This window comes from Leptospira hartskeerlii (genome assembly GCF_002811475.1).
GTDB classification, from domain to species: Bacteria; Spirochaetota; Leptospiria; order Leptospirales; family Leptospiraceae; genus Leptospira_B; species Leptospira_B hartskeerlii.
On the sequence record NZ_NPDL01000005.1, the window covers coordinates 246,869 to 262,798 of the forward strand.

General features: G+C 39.6%; 15 protein-coding genes. 8 read left to right on the forward strand and 7 right to left on the reverse strand.

All coding sequences use genetic code 11. The features are described 5' to 3' along the window. The first annotated feature begins 11 nt into the window (after positions 1-11). Both CH352_RS11195 and CH352_RS19050 read left to right on the forward strand, forming a co-directional pair. Positions 12-413, forward strand: a complete 402-nt coding sequence (locus CH352_RS11195) for a hypothetical protein (RefSeq protein WP_100707190.1) — start codon at positions 12-14, stop codon at positions 411-413. 185 nt (positions 414-598) lie between these two features. Next, the gene (locus CH352_RS19050; RefSeq protein WP_165780187.1) at positions 599-742 is read left to right on the forward strand and encodes a hypothetical protein; all 144 of its coding nucleotides are present in this window, start codon (positions 599-601) and stop codon (positions 740-742) included. 102 nt (positions 743-844) lie between these two features. Here CH352_RS19050 and CH352_RS11200 read toward each other — a convergent pair whose 3' ends face one another. The 5 genes from CH352_RS11200 to CH352_RS11220 form a co-directional block, all read right to left on the reverse strand. Further along, positions 845-2,428, reverse strand: coding sequence for an outer membrane beta-barrel protein (locus CH352_RS11200; protein ID WP_100707191.1), 1,584 nt, complete (start codon positions 2,426-2,428; stop codon positions 845-847). A gap of 249 nt (positions 2,429-2,677) precedes the next feature. Continuing rightward, a complete protein-coding gene (locus CH352_RS11205) occupies positions 2,678-3,973 on the reverse strand; it encodes a CCA tRNA nucleotidyltransferase (protein ID WP_100707192.1) in 1,296 nt (431 codons plus the stop codon). Further along, positions 3,970-4,311 (reverse strand): hypothetical protein, encoded by a 342-nt coding sequence (locus CH352_RS11210; protein WP_100707193.1) that lies wholly within the window; start codon positions 4,309-4,311, stop codon positions 3,970-3,972. The genes CH352_RS11205 and CH352_RS11210 overlap by 4 nt, the downstream gene beginning before the upstream one ends. A gap of 45 nt (positions 4,312-4,356) precedes the next feature. Continuing rightward, positions 4,357-4,752 (reverse strand): ribonuclease HI family protein, encoded by a 396-nt coding sequence (locus tag CH352_RS11215; RefSeq protein WP_100707194.1) that lies wholly within the window; start codon positions 4,750-4,752, stop codon positions 4,357-4,359. A 4-nt stretch (positions 4,753-4,756) separates the two neighbouring features. After that, positions 4,757-5,068, reverse strand: coding sequence for a hypothetical protein (locus tag CH352_RS11220; RefSeq protein ID WP_100707195.1), 312 nt, complete (start codon positions 5,066-5,068; stop codon positions 4,757-4,759). Between the two features lie 56 nt (positions 5,069-5,124). Here CH352_RS11220 and CH352_RS11225 point away from each other — a divergent pair, with 56 nt between their 5' ends. The 3 genes from CH352_RS11225 (at position 5,125) to CH352_RS11235 (ending at position 8,234) form a co-directional block, all read left to right on the forward strand. Then, positions 5,125-5,922 (forward strand): arginyltransferase, encoded by a 798-nt coding sequence (locus CH352_RS11225; protein WP_100707196.1) that lies wholly within the window; start codon positions 5,125-5,127, stop codon positions 5,920-5,922. A 75-nt stretch (positions 5,923-5,997) separates the two neighbouring features. Continuing rightward, positions 5,998-6,723: an SDR family NAD(P)-dependent oxidoreductase gene (locus tag CH352_RS11230; protein ID WP_100707197.1), complete on the forward strand. Its 726-nt coding sequence runs from the start codon at positions 5,998-6,000 to the stop codon at positions 6,721-6,723. Between the two features lie 17 nt (positions 6,724-6,740). Next, positions 6,741-8,234 carry an FAD-binding oxidoreductase gene (locus tag CH352_RS11235; RefSeq protein WP_100707198.1) on the forward strand — a complete coding sequence of 498 codons (1,494 nt, stop codon included), beginning with the start codon at positions 6,741-6,743 and terminating at the stop codon, positions 8,232-8,234. A 93-nt stretch (positions 8,235-8,327) separates the two neighbouring features. Here the strand turns inward: CH352_RS11235 and CH352_RS11240 are convergent, their stop codons facing one another. Next, positions 8,328-9,869 carry an LA_3751/LA_3752 family putative glycosyltransferase gene (locus CH352_RS11240; RefSeq protein ID WP_100707199.1) on the reverse strand — a complete coding sequence of 514 codons (1,542 nt, stop codon included), beginning with the start codon at positions 9,867-9,869 and terminating at the stop codon, positions 8,328-8,330. Between CH352_RS11240 and CH352_RS11245 the strand changes: the two genes are divergently transcribed. Together CH352_RS11245 and CH352_RS11250 are read left to right on the forward strand one after the other, a co-directional pair. After that, positions 9,862-11,637 (forward strand): hypothetical protein, encoded by a 1,776-nt coding sequence (locus CH352_RS11245; protein WP_243396357.1) that lies wholly within the window; start codon positions 9,862-9,864, stop codon positions 11,635-11,637. The genes CH352_RS11240 and CH352_RS11245 overlap by 8 nt on opposite strands. Positions 11,638-11,732: 95 nt before the next feature. Beyond that, on the forward strand, positions 11,733-13,016 hold the full coding sequence (locus tag CH352_RS11250; protein ID WP_207766693.1) for an EAL domain-containing protein: 1,284 nt from the start codon (positions 11,733-11,735) through the stop codon (positions 13,014-13,016). Between the two features lie 64 nt (positions 13,017-13,080). Here the strand turns inward: CH352_RS11250 and CH352_RS11255 are convergent, their stop codons facing one another. After that, complete coding sequence (locus CH352_RS11255; RefSeq protein ID WP_100707201.1) at positions 13,081-14,241, reverse strand: DUF1577 domain-containing protein; 1,161 nt, start codon at positions 14,239-14,241, stop codon at positions 13,081-13,083. Between the two features lie 88 nt (positions 14,242-14,329). Between CH352_RS11255 and guaB the strand changes: the two genes are divergently transcribed. Further along, the gene (gene guaB, locus CH352_RS11260; protein WP_100707202.1) at positions 14,330-15,856 is read left to right on the forward strand and encodes an IMP dehydrogenase; all 1,527 of its coding nucleotides are present in this window, start codon (positions 14,330-14,332) and stop codon (positions 15,854-15,856) included. Positions 15,857-15,930: the final 74 nt, after the last annotated feature.

Sequence of the window (15,930 nt, forward strand, 5' to 3'; positions counted from 1 at the left end):
TAGGTGATGACATGAATTTACCCGAAAAAATTTTGATCCTAACCGGAGTTTTTAATTTAGCATACGGAAGTCTGACAGGATTTGCGTATGCATTTGCAAGAATGAAGGCTGAATTTCCTTCCAGATATCTGCAAGCTGCTCATATCGGACCGTTGATGCAAGGCGCTATGATTTTAGGGTTAGTCTTTGCATTTCAGCTGGCTCCTCTTTCAGAGACTGCTGCTTTGGTAGGAGCGATCTCTTTTGCAGTTTCATCCGGATTTATCGCTCTGAAAGATACAGTGGATTGGCTCCAAGGGATCAAAGACGAATTCAAGGAAAATCCTCCTCTCGGAAAGATCATTGGTGCAATTGGAGTCACTGCAAATTTAGTGGGGATTGCAATTATCGTTTATGGGGTTTTAGTAGCTTAATAGAAGGGTTAGAGACTTAACCGGTTTTAAAACCGATCTGCTATCCGACGTATAAATCATAAAAATCTATCTAAGGACCTTACAATTTCTTGGATAGATTTTTGAAATTCCGAACTAGGAAATCACTGACAGTTCGAAATTTTTTTAAAGTTTTTTCGCTCTAAAAATCTTAAGAGGGATCTGAGATGAGCGAGCAGTTAAAGGCAAAACTTAAAAAAGCAGAAACCGGCTTTTGGAAAAAGACATTCAGATCTTGTTGGAATATTCTTCCTCACTCTTTCAGAAGGCAATTAGTTGCGATGTCCGGACAATCTGAGCTGGATTTCTGATCCGTTCTTTCCTTATTTAGATCAATTTATCAATCTCAGTGAAGATAAAAAAAGAGCGCCCATAAAGGACGCTCTTTTTCGTAGAAATCTACCGAATTCGAATTAATCGAATTTAGCAACGACGCCTAAGGTTATACCGTATTGGTCTTTGCTTTTCTCACCGGAAGAGGTAACGAATTGATAACCGGTTGCCCAGTCTCTTCTCATATCCAATTTGATGAGTAGATTTTCAGTATAGTTCCATACTGGAGTAACAGTAAATGTTTTATACTGTCCGTAGTTGGAAGATCCACCGTAATCTTTGTAGTTTTTCGGGTCTAAAGCTGCAAGTAGTTGGTCAGCAGTTAAGCCTCCCAATGCAGGAGTAGCTGCAATGATCTGCTCTGCAATTGCTTTATCTTGTGCATATTTTCCTGCATACCAAGAGTTAGCTGCTTGAGATCCTGCGAACGGGTTGAAAGTAGTCAAGCGACCGTTGTTGTGGCTATCGTCGATATACTCAACACGGACGTTAACTCCCCAAGTTTCACCGATCTTGAACTTACTGAAGATACCATAAGCTTTATAAGAACTTTTAGTATTTTCGGTAGATACGGTTCCACCTAGGATCGTTTCAACTGTAGCCGCACCTGTTGGGTTGTACTGCTGTTGTGCAAGGTTTGCTGCTGCGGCACCACCTGCTTTCTCACTCCAAGTATAATCCAAATCAACTTGGATCCTGTCGGTAGGAGTGATGGACAAGATTGCATGGTTCATGAACCAATAATCTTTATTATACTTTGCTGATGGAGCAGTAAGAGCTGCTACAGCAGGGTCTCCGGTTTGAGCCGCTAATTGGTCAGCTACAAATTGTTGTGTTGGATCGATCCTTCCAGTAGCACCATCTTGAGAATACAAAGTGTTCCAAGTAATGGCCAATTTGTCTTCGATCAAGGTTCCTTTTACCTGAGTTCCAATCGCTTTATGCTGAGTTGCCGCTTCGAAGAAGTAGTTATTTGTAGTACTTCCGTCCGGAACTCCAGTTCTATAACCGGTACCTGCACCACTGTTATACAGATAAAAGGTTCCTGCCCATTTGTCTGTAAATTGAGTGGTTAAGCGAGCACCGGTATGAATGAACGGGATCGTGTTTTGGAAGATGGCCCCTATCGAGTAGTTAGGGTTGTTCATCGATTCTAACACTTCATATCCAATATGCGTTGCCATTTTTCCAACGTCTAAGGTCATCCCTTTCAACACAGGGAAATACATACTGATGTATGCTTGTTTCAGCATGTTATAGTTGTAAATTCCGTTGGATTGAACGTAAGGAGCTTCTTGGTAGGCGTTGTTTTGTCCGTTTTGGAAATCCACACGGAATCCCCAAGGGCTGGATTTTTCAGCGGTCTTCTGTACAGCAAGTGCAGCTGCGTTAACACCAAAGTTTTTGTTGCTGGTCTCGAATGCTCTGGTAGTATCTACGGCGCTTCCTTGGAGTGGGTTGTTATTGTACATGTAGTACACATCCACAAATCCAGAAAAGTCTACCTTATCATACCATTTCGTATCTTCAGGTTCTGGGGCCGGAGCAGCTTTCACTGCACCTGCTGCCTTCGGGTCCGGCGTTTCCTTCTTCGGCTGGGCAAAAATCGAAGAGGCGGTCACCAGAGTAAAGGTAGCAATGAGGCTGGCTGTTTTTTTTCTCATCATTCTCCTAAATCTCCTATGCTCCTAACTATGCAACTAGTGTGCCAACGTGATAAAAATGAGCAAAGAGACTAAATCAGGCTTAAAAACGATTCTAAATCCAATATTTGATGCTCATATTTTATAAGCTTTTCGGATTATTTTTTATATATTAACATAGTGCTTAAAAATTAAGCGCAATTTGAAATGCTGAAAGACTAAACAAAAGCTGTAGGCACTTCGACAAATTACCCTTTTACTACTTTCGGATTAGTAAGATTTACGGATCTGATCTAGAAGAAATTCTTCTGAATTGAGACTTGGATCTTGGAGAACGGAAAGCAAAGAAGAGCGCAATGCTTCTCCTAGTTTAGGCGCAGGAAGTTCTGGGAATTTCTCTCGGATCAGATTTCCATCGATGGTAAGATCAGATAGAAGAAGTGGAGGACTCTTCTTCCATTCTTGTTCTGCGCTTGCGAGCCAGAATGCTTCTTCATTTAAGAATGCGGACCAAAGAAAGGAAAGTTCTAAGCACCAGTCCCATAGATCTTTTTTTCCCGCATATTGTGCGATCGGATGAAGTAGATGAGCGCGAAGTCCAGGGGAAGTTCTTAATTCTTCTTTTTGTTGGATGAGCGAATATAAGGTTCTTACTAAAAACTGGGAATCCTTGGTCCTTTGGTTGGAGAATTTCAGCTCTTTGAAAAATATATTCGATTCTGAAAGCCAGGTTTGTTCCGAGAAACAGGAAATTAAAAAATAGGCAATTTTAGATTTTTCGGAAGCCTGGAGAAGTTTGGAAAATCCGTTTTTATGCTTTTCCCAATCCCCGGAATATAATTTTGTTTTGCTGAATAATTCCAGAGTTTTATGTTTTCTTAATAGATCCAATCCACCGATCGGATTTTTGCTTTTAAGAATTTTTAAAAATTCATCGTGTATTCTTTCCGGGGAAACTTTCCCAGTGATTTGTCTACAGGCGTCTATTGCTTCGGCGGTTTCCGGGTGGATCATAAATCCTAATGTGGAAACAAATCGAATGGCCCTGACTGGTCTAAGTCCATCTTCCGTAAATCTGGAGACCGGATTTCCTATGGTCCTGATTAAAGAATTTTGAATGTCTTCTAATCCGGAATGTTCGTCCACTAATGTCTTTTTTTGAAGATCCAGGGCAAGAGAGTTCATTGTGAAGTCCCTTCTTTTTAGATCTTCGCTCAGACTTACTCCGAATTGTACAGTCTCGGGTCTTCTTCCGTCTAAATAATCTTCGTCTTTTCTGAATGTAGTCAATTCGTAAGATCTATCATGGAATAATACTGTGATGGTTCCGTGTTTGATCCCGGTTGGAACGGTTCTTTTGAAGATCTTTTGTATTTCTTCCGGATGGATCGAAACTGCAAGATCGTATTCGTGAGGGATCTTATTTAAGATCAAATCACGTACACTTCCTCCTACAAGATAAGCTTCTCCTCCATGATTTCGTATTATAGTACTGATCTCTATTAGATCTTCTAAAGAGGGAGAAGGGATTTGGGAGATAAGTTGCTTGGGATCGGAGTTCATCATTCCTGGACGATCTTTTTCCAAATCGGTAAATAACGTTCTTTGAGTGCAGGGTTCTTGGAAAAAATTTCCTCAACTTGCTTTTTGGTTTTTTCGTCTACTGAAACTCGTAAGAAGGGAAGATCAGCTTGTTGGGAAAGGATTTGATCTATCCTTCTTCCTGTTTCATTCCAGGCAGTATTGCAGATCTCTTTGTATTCTTGGTCAGTATGCTCGTTGCAGAGGATTGCAAGTTCCAAATACTTTCCTTCTTTTTGTAGATCTTTCATTTTGTCTAAAATACTTGCCTTGCAGGTCTGGAATAAGAGTAAGAACAGAATTAGTATTTTCTTACGGCCCATACATGGAATTTTTCGAGAGGAATCTCAAGAGGAAACCTTTTTTTATTAAGATTCGAATGCTAAGTTCGCTAGCTTATCCGCTCTTTTATTCTTTTCCCGAAGAACATGGTGTATAGAGAAAAGTTTGAGTTTGGACGTGAGGCCTTTTACTTTTTCTTTAGCGATTTGAAGGTGAGGGGATTTGACCTTGTATTCCCCTTTGAATTGTTTGACTACCAATTCAGAATCCAGATAGGCAGTTACCTCACTTGCGCCTTGGGAAAGACAATATTCTATCCCTGCTTCGAGGGCCGCCCATTCAGCCATATTATTGGTTCCGTCGGAGATCCTACGAGAGATAGAATGTACCTCTGTTTCGCCTTCGTAAACGGCTATTCCAATGGAAGAAGGTCCTGGATTTCCTTTGGATGCGCCGTCGCAGTATATTTTGAACTTTTTCACTTTTTTAGTCTTCGTTTTTAGATCCGAAAACGAATTGAAAAGGTCTCCAAAAAATTAAATACCCGATCAGGATCAGTAAGGAAAGCAAAAAGGAGAGTATGCCTAATAGCAAAAATTGGAAAGTCCTATATAACTGATCGAATGTATGAGGAAAGAATAACCCTCCGATCAGGCAAAATAGTCCGGCTGCTAATAAGGCGAATAATACGAAAGGAAGGGATAAAAAATAAAAAAGATAGCTGAGAACTGTGAATCCGAAAGCCAATCTATAAGCGTTCCAACGTGCCGGATGATCCATCATTAAACCAAATACCATCAATAGTCCTATCCTTCGGGGGCTTTGGTTTGGCAATGTAAAAATGGATCTATATCATGGCAAAGATGGGGTTGGATTATTTTACATTCTTAGGTTCTCTGCCGGAGACCCCTGAGTCGGAATGTGCCTATTATCCGGAAAGGAATTCTAAGGTGAAGGGTTTCTTTTCTAAGGAGAAACTTCCTCCTGAAATTTTGGATGATCTTTTTCGTTTCGGTTTCAGAAGGTCAGGCAATTTCTTTTATAGGACCAATTGTTCCGTATGTTCTCATTGCCTGAGTTATCGCGTCTTGTTGTCCGAATTCTTTCCTAGTTCGAACCACAAAAGAATGATCAAAAAAAATCATGATCTGACTCTGAAAATTTCCCTACCTCTTATCGATCCTGATAAAAAGAATTTATATGTGAAATACCAAAGGTCTCGGCACGAAGGAAGTTACGGCGAATCAGAGTCGGATATTTTGGAGAACATGAAATTCCAAATGTACGAGGGTTCCGAAAATTCTGCGGAACTTCTCCTTTATAAAAACGATATACTTTTAGGTTGGATCCTATTAGATCTTGGGCTTGAAACTTTGTCAGCTGTGTATTCCGTTTTTGATCCGGAAGAATCTAAAAGAAGTCTGGGTAATTTTCTCATTCTTTCTTCTATTCTTTGGGCCAAAGAAAACGGATTTAAAGAATTTCAATTGGGTCTTTTTCTTCCTGGCCATCCTAAGATGGATTATAAAAAGAATTGGAAGCCTGCGGAAATCTTGGATCGTAACACCGGTATTTGGAAGAAGAGTGAATCTTTTCTTTATGATTATATTTTAGAAAATGGTCCGAACGGAGACAAACGTATTCATACTTAAACTCGGGTCATTCTTCTCTCCGAAACCGCCCAAATCAGGCTTGTCATACTGGCCTTGCGTCTCAGAAAGGTTGGTATGGCTAAAAAGATCATCGTAGTAGGCGCTTCTAGCGGTATCGGAAAAGAAATTGCATCTCAATTGATCGAACAAGGACATCAGGTCGCTGCTTTTGCAAGAAGAGAGAAGGAATTGAAAAAACTTCCTTCTTCCAAGGTAAAAAACTTATTCGTTAAACACGACGTTACTGAATATTCCAAAGTCCCAGGAGAATTTGCTAAAGCTGTAAAAGCTTTAGGCGGCTTGGACGAAATTTATTACGCATCAGGTGTGATGCATAGAGTAGGCGCGGAAGAATTTCCTATCGATAAAGATTTGGAAATGTTGGAAGTCAACCTTCTTGGTTGTGTTGCTTGGTTGGATTCTGCCGCAGCATATTTTCAAGAGAAGAAGGCCGGCAAAATAATCGGTATATCTTCCATCGCGGGCGATAGAGGACGTAGAGGTAACCCGGTCTATAACGCATCTAAAGCAGGAATGTCCACTTACTTGGAAGCTTTAAGAAATCGTTTAGCAGTAAAAGGGATCCAAGTAGTCACAGTAAAACCTGGAATGATCGAAACACCAATGACAGAAGGTTTGCCTGGTCTTATGTGGTTGATCACTGCGAAGGAAGCTGCTCAAGTTATATTAGCAAAAGTGAATGCTGGAAAAGAGAACTTCTATGTGCCTGCTCGTTGGGCCTTAGTCTCTTTGATTATTAGACTTATCCCTTCATTTATTTTCAGAAAACTTTCCATTTAAGGAAAAGGTGATCTAAAATGGCAACCGCCTCTAAAAAAAAGACCGTTAAAAAAAAGGTAACTCCCAAAACTAAAAAAATGGGTTTCGATCTGAAAGAGTTCGAATCTCGTTTAAGTCCAGTCCAAAAGGTGGAAGCCTGGGGAATGAACCATTTCTCCAATAGTAAGGTTTTCTTACCTGCTTCTATCCAGGACTTCAAGGATCTATTCACTTACGCGAGAGATACGAATACAAAAGTTGCATTTAGAGGTGGTGGTTGCAGTTACGGTGACGCTGCGACTAACGAAAAAGGGATCGTAGTAGATATCCGTAATTTTAACAAGATCTTATCCTTTGATCCTAAAACAGGGATCTTAGTAGCGGAGTCCGGAGTGACTATCAAACAACTTTGGGAGTTCGGTATCGAAAGAGGATTTTGGCCTCCTGTTGTAAGTGGTACAATGTTTCCCACATTAGGCGGAGCTCTTTCTATGAATATTCATGGAAAGAATAACTTTGCAGTCGGACCGATCGGAGATCATATCCAAGAATTTACTTTTTTAAGTCCTGATGGAAAAGAATCAGTTTGTTCTCCTAAAAAGAATTCGGATATATTTTACTCAGCGATTTCAGGTTTTGGAATGCTCGGGGCATTTCTTACAGTAACCATCAAGCTCAAAAAAATCTACTCTGGCAAAATGAAGGTTTGGCCAGTGAATACTTCAAACCTCCAAGAGATGTATGATTATTTCGAAAAAGAATACAAACAATCCGATTATCTTGTAGGTTGGGTGGATGGATTTGCTTCCGGAAAAAGTCTGGGAAGAGGCCAAATCCACAAAGCAGTTCATCTAAAAGCAGGAGAAGACCCTGGCTTTCCTGAAAATTGCAAATTGGAAAATCAAATTCTTCCAAGCACATTCTTAGGGATCGTTCCTAAATCGTGGATGTGGCTTTTCATGTATCCGTTTAGCAATAAACTTGGAATGAGATTCGTGAATTTTGGAAAGTGGATCTCCGGGTTTTTAAATAATAATAAACCTTACGAGCAAGGACATGCAGAATACGCTTTTCTTTTGGACTATGTTCCGAATTGGAAATTTATGTACAAGCCTGGTGCAATGATCCAGTACCAAAGTTTTATTCCTAAAGAAAATGCAGTTAAAGGTTTTGAAGAGATCCTGAGTCTTTGCCAAAAAAGAGGGATCGTGAACTGGCTTGGAGTATTCAAGAAACATAGGCCGGATAAGTTTTTACTCACTCATGCTGTAGACGGTTATTCTATGGCTATGGACTTTCCTATGACCAAAGGAAATAAAACTAAACTTTGGGAACTTGCCAAAGAAATGGATGAGATCGTTGTGAAGAATGGAGGAAGATTCTATTTTGCAAAAGATAGTACTCTTCGTCCGGAAGTTTACAGAAGGTCCATGCCGAAACAAAACCTGGAAAAATTCAAAGCTATGAAGAAGAAACTGGATCCGAAAAATCTATTAGAGTCTGATCTATTCAGAAGGGTCTGGGGGAAGTAAAATTTCCGTAGTCGCGTGTTGGAATTCCAACATGCGACGTTGATTCGTTTGTAGGAACTCCTAGATCGCAAAAAGTTCAGTAAAAGGCTCTTTTTATCTTTGCGGCTTCGCGTGGACTTTACTGAAATCTAAAGTCTCCATATTGATCGAAGGACTTTGGTAGAATATTCTATTTTTAAATTCAAAATGTTCAGATTGAGGGACTAAAATTTCCTTTGGGTAGGAATCCTTAAAACCTACAATAGTTACCTGTGTTTTTCCGATGCCATTTAATTTTTCTAAAAGTGCGTCGAAGGATTCTGTAGAATCAATTTCATATACTTCTCTTTCTTCCCGGAAGGAATTAGAAGGTAAAAACACGGAACCTTTTCTATAGATTACAGTTTTAGAAGTGTGATCACTGAGTTCTTTTTGTTCAGTAACAACCGATTTTGTGAATTTGTAATATAATCTGTCGAATGCGATTCCCCCAACGATAGAATAAGAAAGAAGAAGGACGGCTGTTATTTTAAATGGCTTGCTAAGAGTTTCCCAATTTTTTTCTAAGATAGAAAATAAGAACAAAAGCAAGAAAGGTAGAATGGTAATTAAGAACCTAGGTCCGAATAGTACCCCTTGCCAAAATTTAGTAGAGGTTAAAAAACCGGATAAAAGTATGAAAATCCCTAATCCATAAAGTATCCGAGTTAAAGGATCGGATTTTGGTCTCCATAAAGCGATAAATGCCAATGCAGGATAAGCTCCGAATAATCCCAGGGATCCATTTCCTAAAAACACCAATTGTCCTAAATAATAGATTTGCGCGACTAAGTCGTAAGGAGAGGACTCTTGGAGATATCCTCTGGAGCCGAGAGGGTGCCCCACGATTGAATAATTGATCACTGCTTGGAGGATCAAAAGAGTACCGAAAGTAAATGGGAACAATGCAGTTTTTGGATTTCTGAATATTCTAAAAGCATAAACTATGGAAAGACTCGCGGCTAATAAAATTGTTTCCTGTCTGAAAAAAGCGGCAAACCCGAAAAAACCACCGGATAATACTAAGTCGATAGATTTAGAAGATTCGTCTTCTTTAAGTAAAAAATAAATTCCTTGGGTGACTCCATAGATCGCTATGATTGTTTCGGAAAGATCCGTAGAAAATAAACTGAACGCAGAACCTAAAAGTAATAAAAGCAGATAGAAAAACTTTGCTTTTTCCTTTAACTGGAACAGTTCTGAAATTTGGAATAATGCTCTTAGAGTTAAAACTCCAAAGACTAAAGATAAGAAGAAACTTCCGAATCTTCCCATTAAAAGAGCGAATGGATACTGGATTGCGGTATAGTAAAAAGGGAAAACGTAATAACATTTTCCTTTATAAACATGGGTCATGGTGGACCCTTTTTTAAGATCCAAAGGTAAAAATCTAAATTCAGGATCTATTTCTTTTCCTGAGTATCTGCAGGAGAAATCTGGCAGACCGTTTTGTAAAAGATCCGCGAGTTGTTGTTGTTTGATCGCTCCATCCCCAACCCGTATTCCGGTTTGGTACTGCCATGCTAGAAATAAGGATAAAAATACAGTTCCGAAAATCAGGAAGCCTGATGGTTTGCCTGTGAAGGAAGTTATCCGGGAAAGAAGACGATTGAACATTCTGCTAGGAAGTCCTAAGAAAATCCAGGGTCAAGAAGAAATCCCGAAGGAAAGTTTTGGATCATTCTTTAGCGTCCGAATTCTGAATGACACTTGGGTTCCGAATGTTTCTTTGGAGGTTGTGAATTCTGTCTTAGAAAAGATCCGATCCTTCTTCCAAAAACCTCTTCCAAAATTCTTTTTTCCGATCTCCTGTATTCTGTTCGTTTATGTGGTGATCGTGAATTCCTGGGTCACCGAAGACGCTTATATCAGTTTTCGGACCGTGGAAAATTTTTTAAATGGTTACGGACTTAGATGGAATACTTACGAACGTGTTCAGGCTTACACTCATCCTCTTTGGTTATTCGGACTCATTCTTCTTTCGTTTTTTAAAATTCCAGTATATTATTCTTCTTTAATTCTTTCTTGGATTTGTATTGGGGCAACAGCCTATTTGCTCATTTCTCGTTTTGGAAAAAGAGAAGGGGGATTGTTTCGCGGCTCCTGGATCCTTTTAGTGTTACTGACTTCCAGAGCATTCGTGGATTTTTCCAGCTCCGGTTTGGAAAATCCTCTTTCATTTCTTTTGATCGTTTTGTTTTTGGAGAAGGCGTTTGATCTGGAAAAAAAATCGGATTTCCGTAGCATTCTTCTTTTCTTTTTTTATCTTTCTCTATCTTATCTGAACAGACAAGATACTATTCTTTTGGGGCTTCCATTCCTTTTATATTTCTATAAACCCTTAATGGAGAAAAGATCCTGGCGGGAGTTTGCCTGTGCAGCGGTTTTGGGACTCCTGCCTGTTTTTTTCTGGTCCGCATTTTCTTTAGTGTATTACGGATATCTGTTCCCGAATACTGCCTATGCAAAATTAAACACTGATCTGACTGTTTCTCATTTATGGCCTTACGGTTTGGATTATTTGGAGAATAGTTTTCGTTGGGATATTTTCACTTCTTTTTCGGTTACTTCTGCAATTTTACTTTTACCTTATTTTCTACTGAAAAAGAAGTTTTTACAGGCTGCGACTTCCGCAGGTGTAGGGCTTTATATTTTATATGTATGCTCGATCGGTGGGGATTTTATGGCGGGAAGATTTTTTGCTCTTCCTTTTGTGGCGTGCGTATTCTTGTTTGCTGATCTTTCCTTTACTTCTATTCCTAGAGTGAGCGTTCTATTTTTTGTCGCCTTATTCTTGTTAAACCAAAATTCTTATCTGTATATTACAAAAGACTATACTAGGCTTAGGAACGATGGGGAGATCCAAGATGAGAAAGGTGCTTATTTTAGAAGCACGAATCTTCTACGCTCCTTTAAATTCGAAGAATTTCCGACTCATGGTTGGGCCGACGCCGGTAGAAAGTCCAAAAAGGTTCCTAAGGACCCGGACAAAGCGTGTGCTACGATCAATGTAGGCTTTTATGGCTATTTTGCCGGTGAAAATCGTAAGATTATAGATTCTAATGCTTTAACGGATCCTTTATTAAGTAAATTGAAATCAGTTTCTAACTGGAGAGTCGGGCATTTTACTCGGAATATTCCTTTAGGATACTTAGAATCAGTTACTTCCGGGAAGAATCAGATCCAAGATCCTAATCTAAAAGTATACTATGATCGCTTGAAATTGTTAACCGAATCAGAAGATCTTTTCACAAAAGAGAGATTTGTGGAAATTCTCCGAGAAAACTCAGGCGGTAATAGAAATTTAATACGAAATTTTGGGCCACGAACTCCTTGGGTAGGAATTCCGGAAGATTTCCGCTGTGGACTGGGAGTCGGGTACTAGTTTAAGTTATCTTCATTCTTCTTTTAGCTTTGAATCTCAACTTTTGATTTTAAATTCTTGATCCTTCTTACAGGGTTCTCATTTTATTGTTAAGAATGAGCGAAGGAAGAGCTTCTTGGAATGCATCCAAATGGCGGGAATGGTTTTCCGAAGGTGAGATTGTTCCTTACTTCCAGCCCATTTTGTCCGTCGAAAAAGACTCAATCTTCGGTTACGAGGCTCTTGCTCGTTTCATAGATAAGGCGGGTGTGGTCCATAGCCTTGGACCATTCTTCTTAGCGGATATACCTCATTCTTTTTCCGTTTCCGAAAGAGAAGAATTCAAAAATCTTAAATTAGAAATAGATAGGACCATTCGCAAAAAAGCGGTGGAGAAGATCAGTAATACTTTAGGCCTGGATCCTAAAGCAAAACTTTTTCTGAATATATCTCCTTCTTTCATGCAGGACTATTTATCTTCCAAAACTGATGAAGAACCTTATACTTTACAGATTGCAAAAAGTTTCGGCCTGGATCCTAAAAGAATTGTGATAGAAATTGTAGAGGAGCATTTTTCAGGAGAGATCGATCAGCTAAAACCTTTGATCAATTTATACAAACGCTCTGGATTTTTAGTTGCTATAGACGATCTCGGTTCTAAATCATCTAACCTGGATCGTATAGGTGCATTATATCCGGATATCATCAAAGTGGATCTGGGGCTTATTCGGAGTTCCGTTGCTTCTCGAAATTTCCAGGAGATTTTATTCACTTTGTCCAGATTGGCGGAAAGTTTGGGATGTTCTCTTCTGTTTGAGGGTCTGGAAACAGAAACTGAACTTTATAATGCTTTAACCTATGGTGCCAGATTTTTACAAGGTTTCTATTTTGCAGAACCTGCGCCTGAATTAATGGATATCAATGGATTGAGCATCCGATTCTCGCAACTTCACGAGCTATTCTTTAATTATAAAAAGTATCAGTTATTACGAAGGATCAAAAAGGAAAAGGAGCTGGAAGATCGTTTAGAATCTTCCGGAATCGAAGTTATCTCTCTTAATGGGATCGTAACTATTAAATTAAGAAATTCTTATCTTCTGGAAAAATCCGTTTTCAGGATGTATGTGACTAACCATGAAGGAAGACAACTTTCTCCTAACTATTCTGAAATTTCAGATTCCGGAATGATAGAAGACGACTCCTTTGTTGGAAGGAATTGGAGCTGGAGACCGTATTTCTTAGAACAATTTTATAAAAATGCAAAAGACTCTTCCGGAGGTTGGATCGCAAGCAATCCATACTATGATTTAGAAAGCAATCTACTCTTGGTAACGTATTCAAAAAGTATGGAAGAAGGAAATGTTCTGTTCGTAGACGTTCGGATGTGGGACTTTCCTTAAAACTTTTACAGTCTCCGCTAGCTTTGTAGTCTTTTGATCCAACTGAATAAAGATTATTTCGATATTAGCCGACTTTTACGCCCGAGTCGGAAAGCATACGATTTACGTTGTCAGTGAAACGTTTTCTCTCTCCAGGCCTTGCAGAATTTCCTTCCAACGAAAGTCCTACATATAAGTTTCCATCCGTATCTCTCGCAATAGAACGTACTACTCCATACGCAGTAATCGGAGATTGCATTTTGAAAAATATATCGAATGTAAATCCTTTTCTTCTAGGTAGCTCGCTATTTAAATCCGGATGGTTGATCTTTACTCTCAAACCGCCAGTGGAAAGATCTATAACTGAGAATCTTTCCTTCACTAGAATGGTATTAGATTCTCTGATCCGGTCCACCATATCAAAAGTGAGGGTTTTAATTTCCATCACTTCGGTTATATCTATTTCCCTGGTCTTATTTTGGGCATGTATATATCCGATTGGAATTGCCTGCTCGTCATGGTTGATATAGATAACCGGAACGATCAGCTCCGATTTGATCTTTTGGTTGGCGTATTCTATGATCTTTTTACGAACATCGTCTTCATCGCCCAGTTCATGTTCATAATCTATGAATCCGCTCGGGTCGGAAGATTTATAACAATCCGGCTTCTGTGTATTAGGAATATATAATATTTTGCCCGTCTTTTTTACTAAATCGAATTTATCCCCTATAGAATTGAAAACGTCTATTTTAACTATATCGAACTTAGGTTTGAGAGTTCTTTCCGTATCCGCAAAATTCACTTTTACGGAAGTAGGGATATTGAATAGGTTCGCATCAATTGTGGTCCTGCTAGTACGCAGGTTCGTGATCCAAACACTTCCTTCCGGAGGTTTGATCCTGGTGAATTTTCTTTCTCTACTTGCGATGGAAACATGTTCCACTTGCATGATGTATTGATTATTCGGTTTTTCTTCCAGGACCTCGCATTCTAGTTCGACGTATCTCGCGAGTAATTTGTACAAAACAATATGAGCATTCAGCTTAAATTGTTCGGCCATTCGACCTTGTACTAAAATTTTTGTGGCGTCCTTATTGACGGAGAGAAGCTGAACGGATTCGTGAGTTTCCGTATCCCTTACGAGTAGATCTGTTTTGAGTAGAAATTTTCCAATGATATGGAGTTTTTTACCAGGATCTATGATGAACTCTTTGTCTCTTTGTTTCCTTTGAACCTTTTCCATTAAATTCCTAGGTCGATCGGATTCCGGCGGAAAATTATCTTGATTCCAGCCTTTGGCTTCGTTTTGATGTAATAGGTAAGGTACACTAATGTCAAACCAATCTTACCGAGACTCCCAATTTTTAGACGGCCTATCCGGCGAAGAACTTTTCAGCATGCAAATCGGGCTTACTTATCGGGACTTTTTAGTCCTGCCCGGTTTTATCGATTTCAATCCTTCCGACGTAGAACTAGAGACTAGATTAACTAAAAAGATCAAACTCAAGAGACCATTCGTAAGTTCTCCAATGGACACTGTGACTGAGTCCTCCATGGCTGTCGCACAGGCCCTTATGGGAGGGATCGGAATTATTCATTATAATAATACTGTAGAAGAACAGGTTGCTGAAGTCAGCAAAGTGAAACGTTTCGAAAACGGTTTTATTTCAGACCCTGTTGTCCTCGGACCAAAAAATACGATCCATGATCTAGACAGGATCAAAGAGACTTTGGGATTTACCGGAATCCCGATCACCGCAGATGGGACTAGAAATTCTAAACTGGTAGGAATTGTAACCAATCGAGATATCGATTTTGAAAGAGATCGTTCTATCCCTGTGGAAAAAGTCATGACTACGGAAGTGATTACCGGAAAAGCAGGGATCACTTTAAAAGAAGCAAACGATATCATCAAAAAAGAAAAGATCGGAAAACTTCCGATTATAGACAAAGACGGAAAACTTGTCTCTTTAGTGAGTCGTTCCGATCTGAAAAAGAATAAGGAATTCCCTGATTCTTCTAAGGATGAGAATAAAAGACTTAGATGTGGAGCTGCAGTTTCTACTCTACCTGAATCCAGGGACCGAGTCGCTGCATTGTATGAAGCGGGAGTAGATGTTATCATCATTGACTCCGCCCAAGGGAACTCAATCTACCAGATCGAGATGCTCCAATTCATTAAATCTAATTTCAAAAATCTTGAAGTGATTGGCGGTAACGTTGTAACTCGAGGCCAGGCTGAAAATCTGATCGGTGCAGGAGCGGATGGACTAAGGATCGGAATGGGACCAGGTTCTATCTGTATCACCCAGGACACAATGGCTGTAGGAAGAGCCCAAGCAACTGCGGTTTACCAAACTGCTGCACATGCGGCAAAATATGACGTTCCTGTCATTGCAGACGGTGGAATTTCTAATATTGGAGATATCGCAAATGCTTTGGCAATCGGAGCCTCCGCATGTATGATGGGATTTATGTTCGCCGGAACATCCGAGGCACCTGGAGAGTATTTTTACGAAAATGGAATACGTCTCAAAAAGTATCGCGGAATGGCCAGCATCGAGGCAATGAAAGCCGGCGGGGACAAACGTTATTTTAACGAAGGCCAAAAAGTAAAAGTGGCTCAGGGAGTTAGCGGTTCCGTAGTGGATAGAGGTTCAATTCTGAACTTTATTCCATATTTAAGCCTTGGACTCAGACTTTCTTTTCAAGATATGGGATTCCGTTCCGTCCAAGATTTACACCAAGGGCTTAGAGAAGGAAAACTTAGATTCGAAAGAAGAAGTGAATCCGCTCAGGCCCAAGGTTCTGTTCATAGTCTTTACTCTTATAGCGCACCTAGTTTGAGAGCAGAATAATAATAGCCTTGGATTTGCCGGGAAGGAAAGGTTTTGAAAAAGTTTCATCTTATTTCGATAATCCTAATATTCCC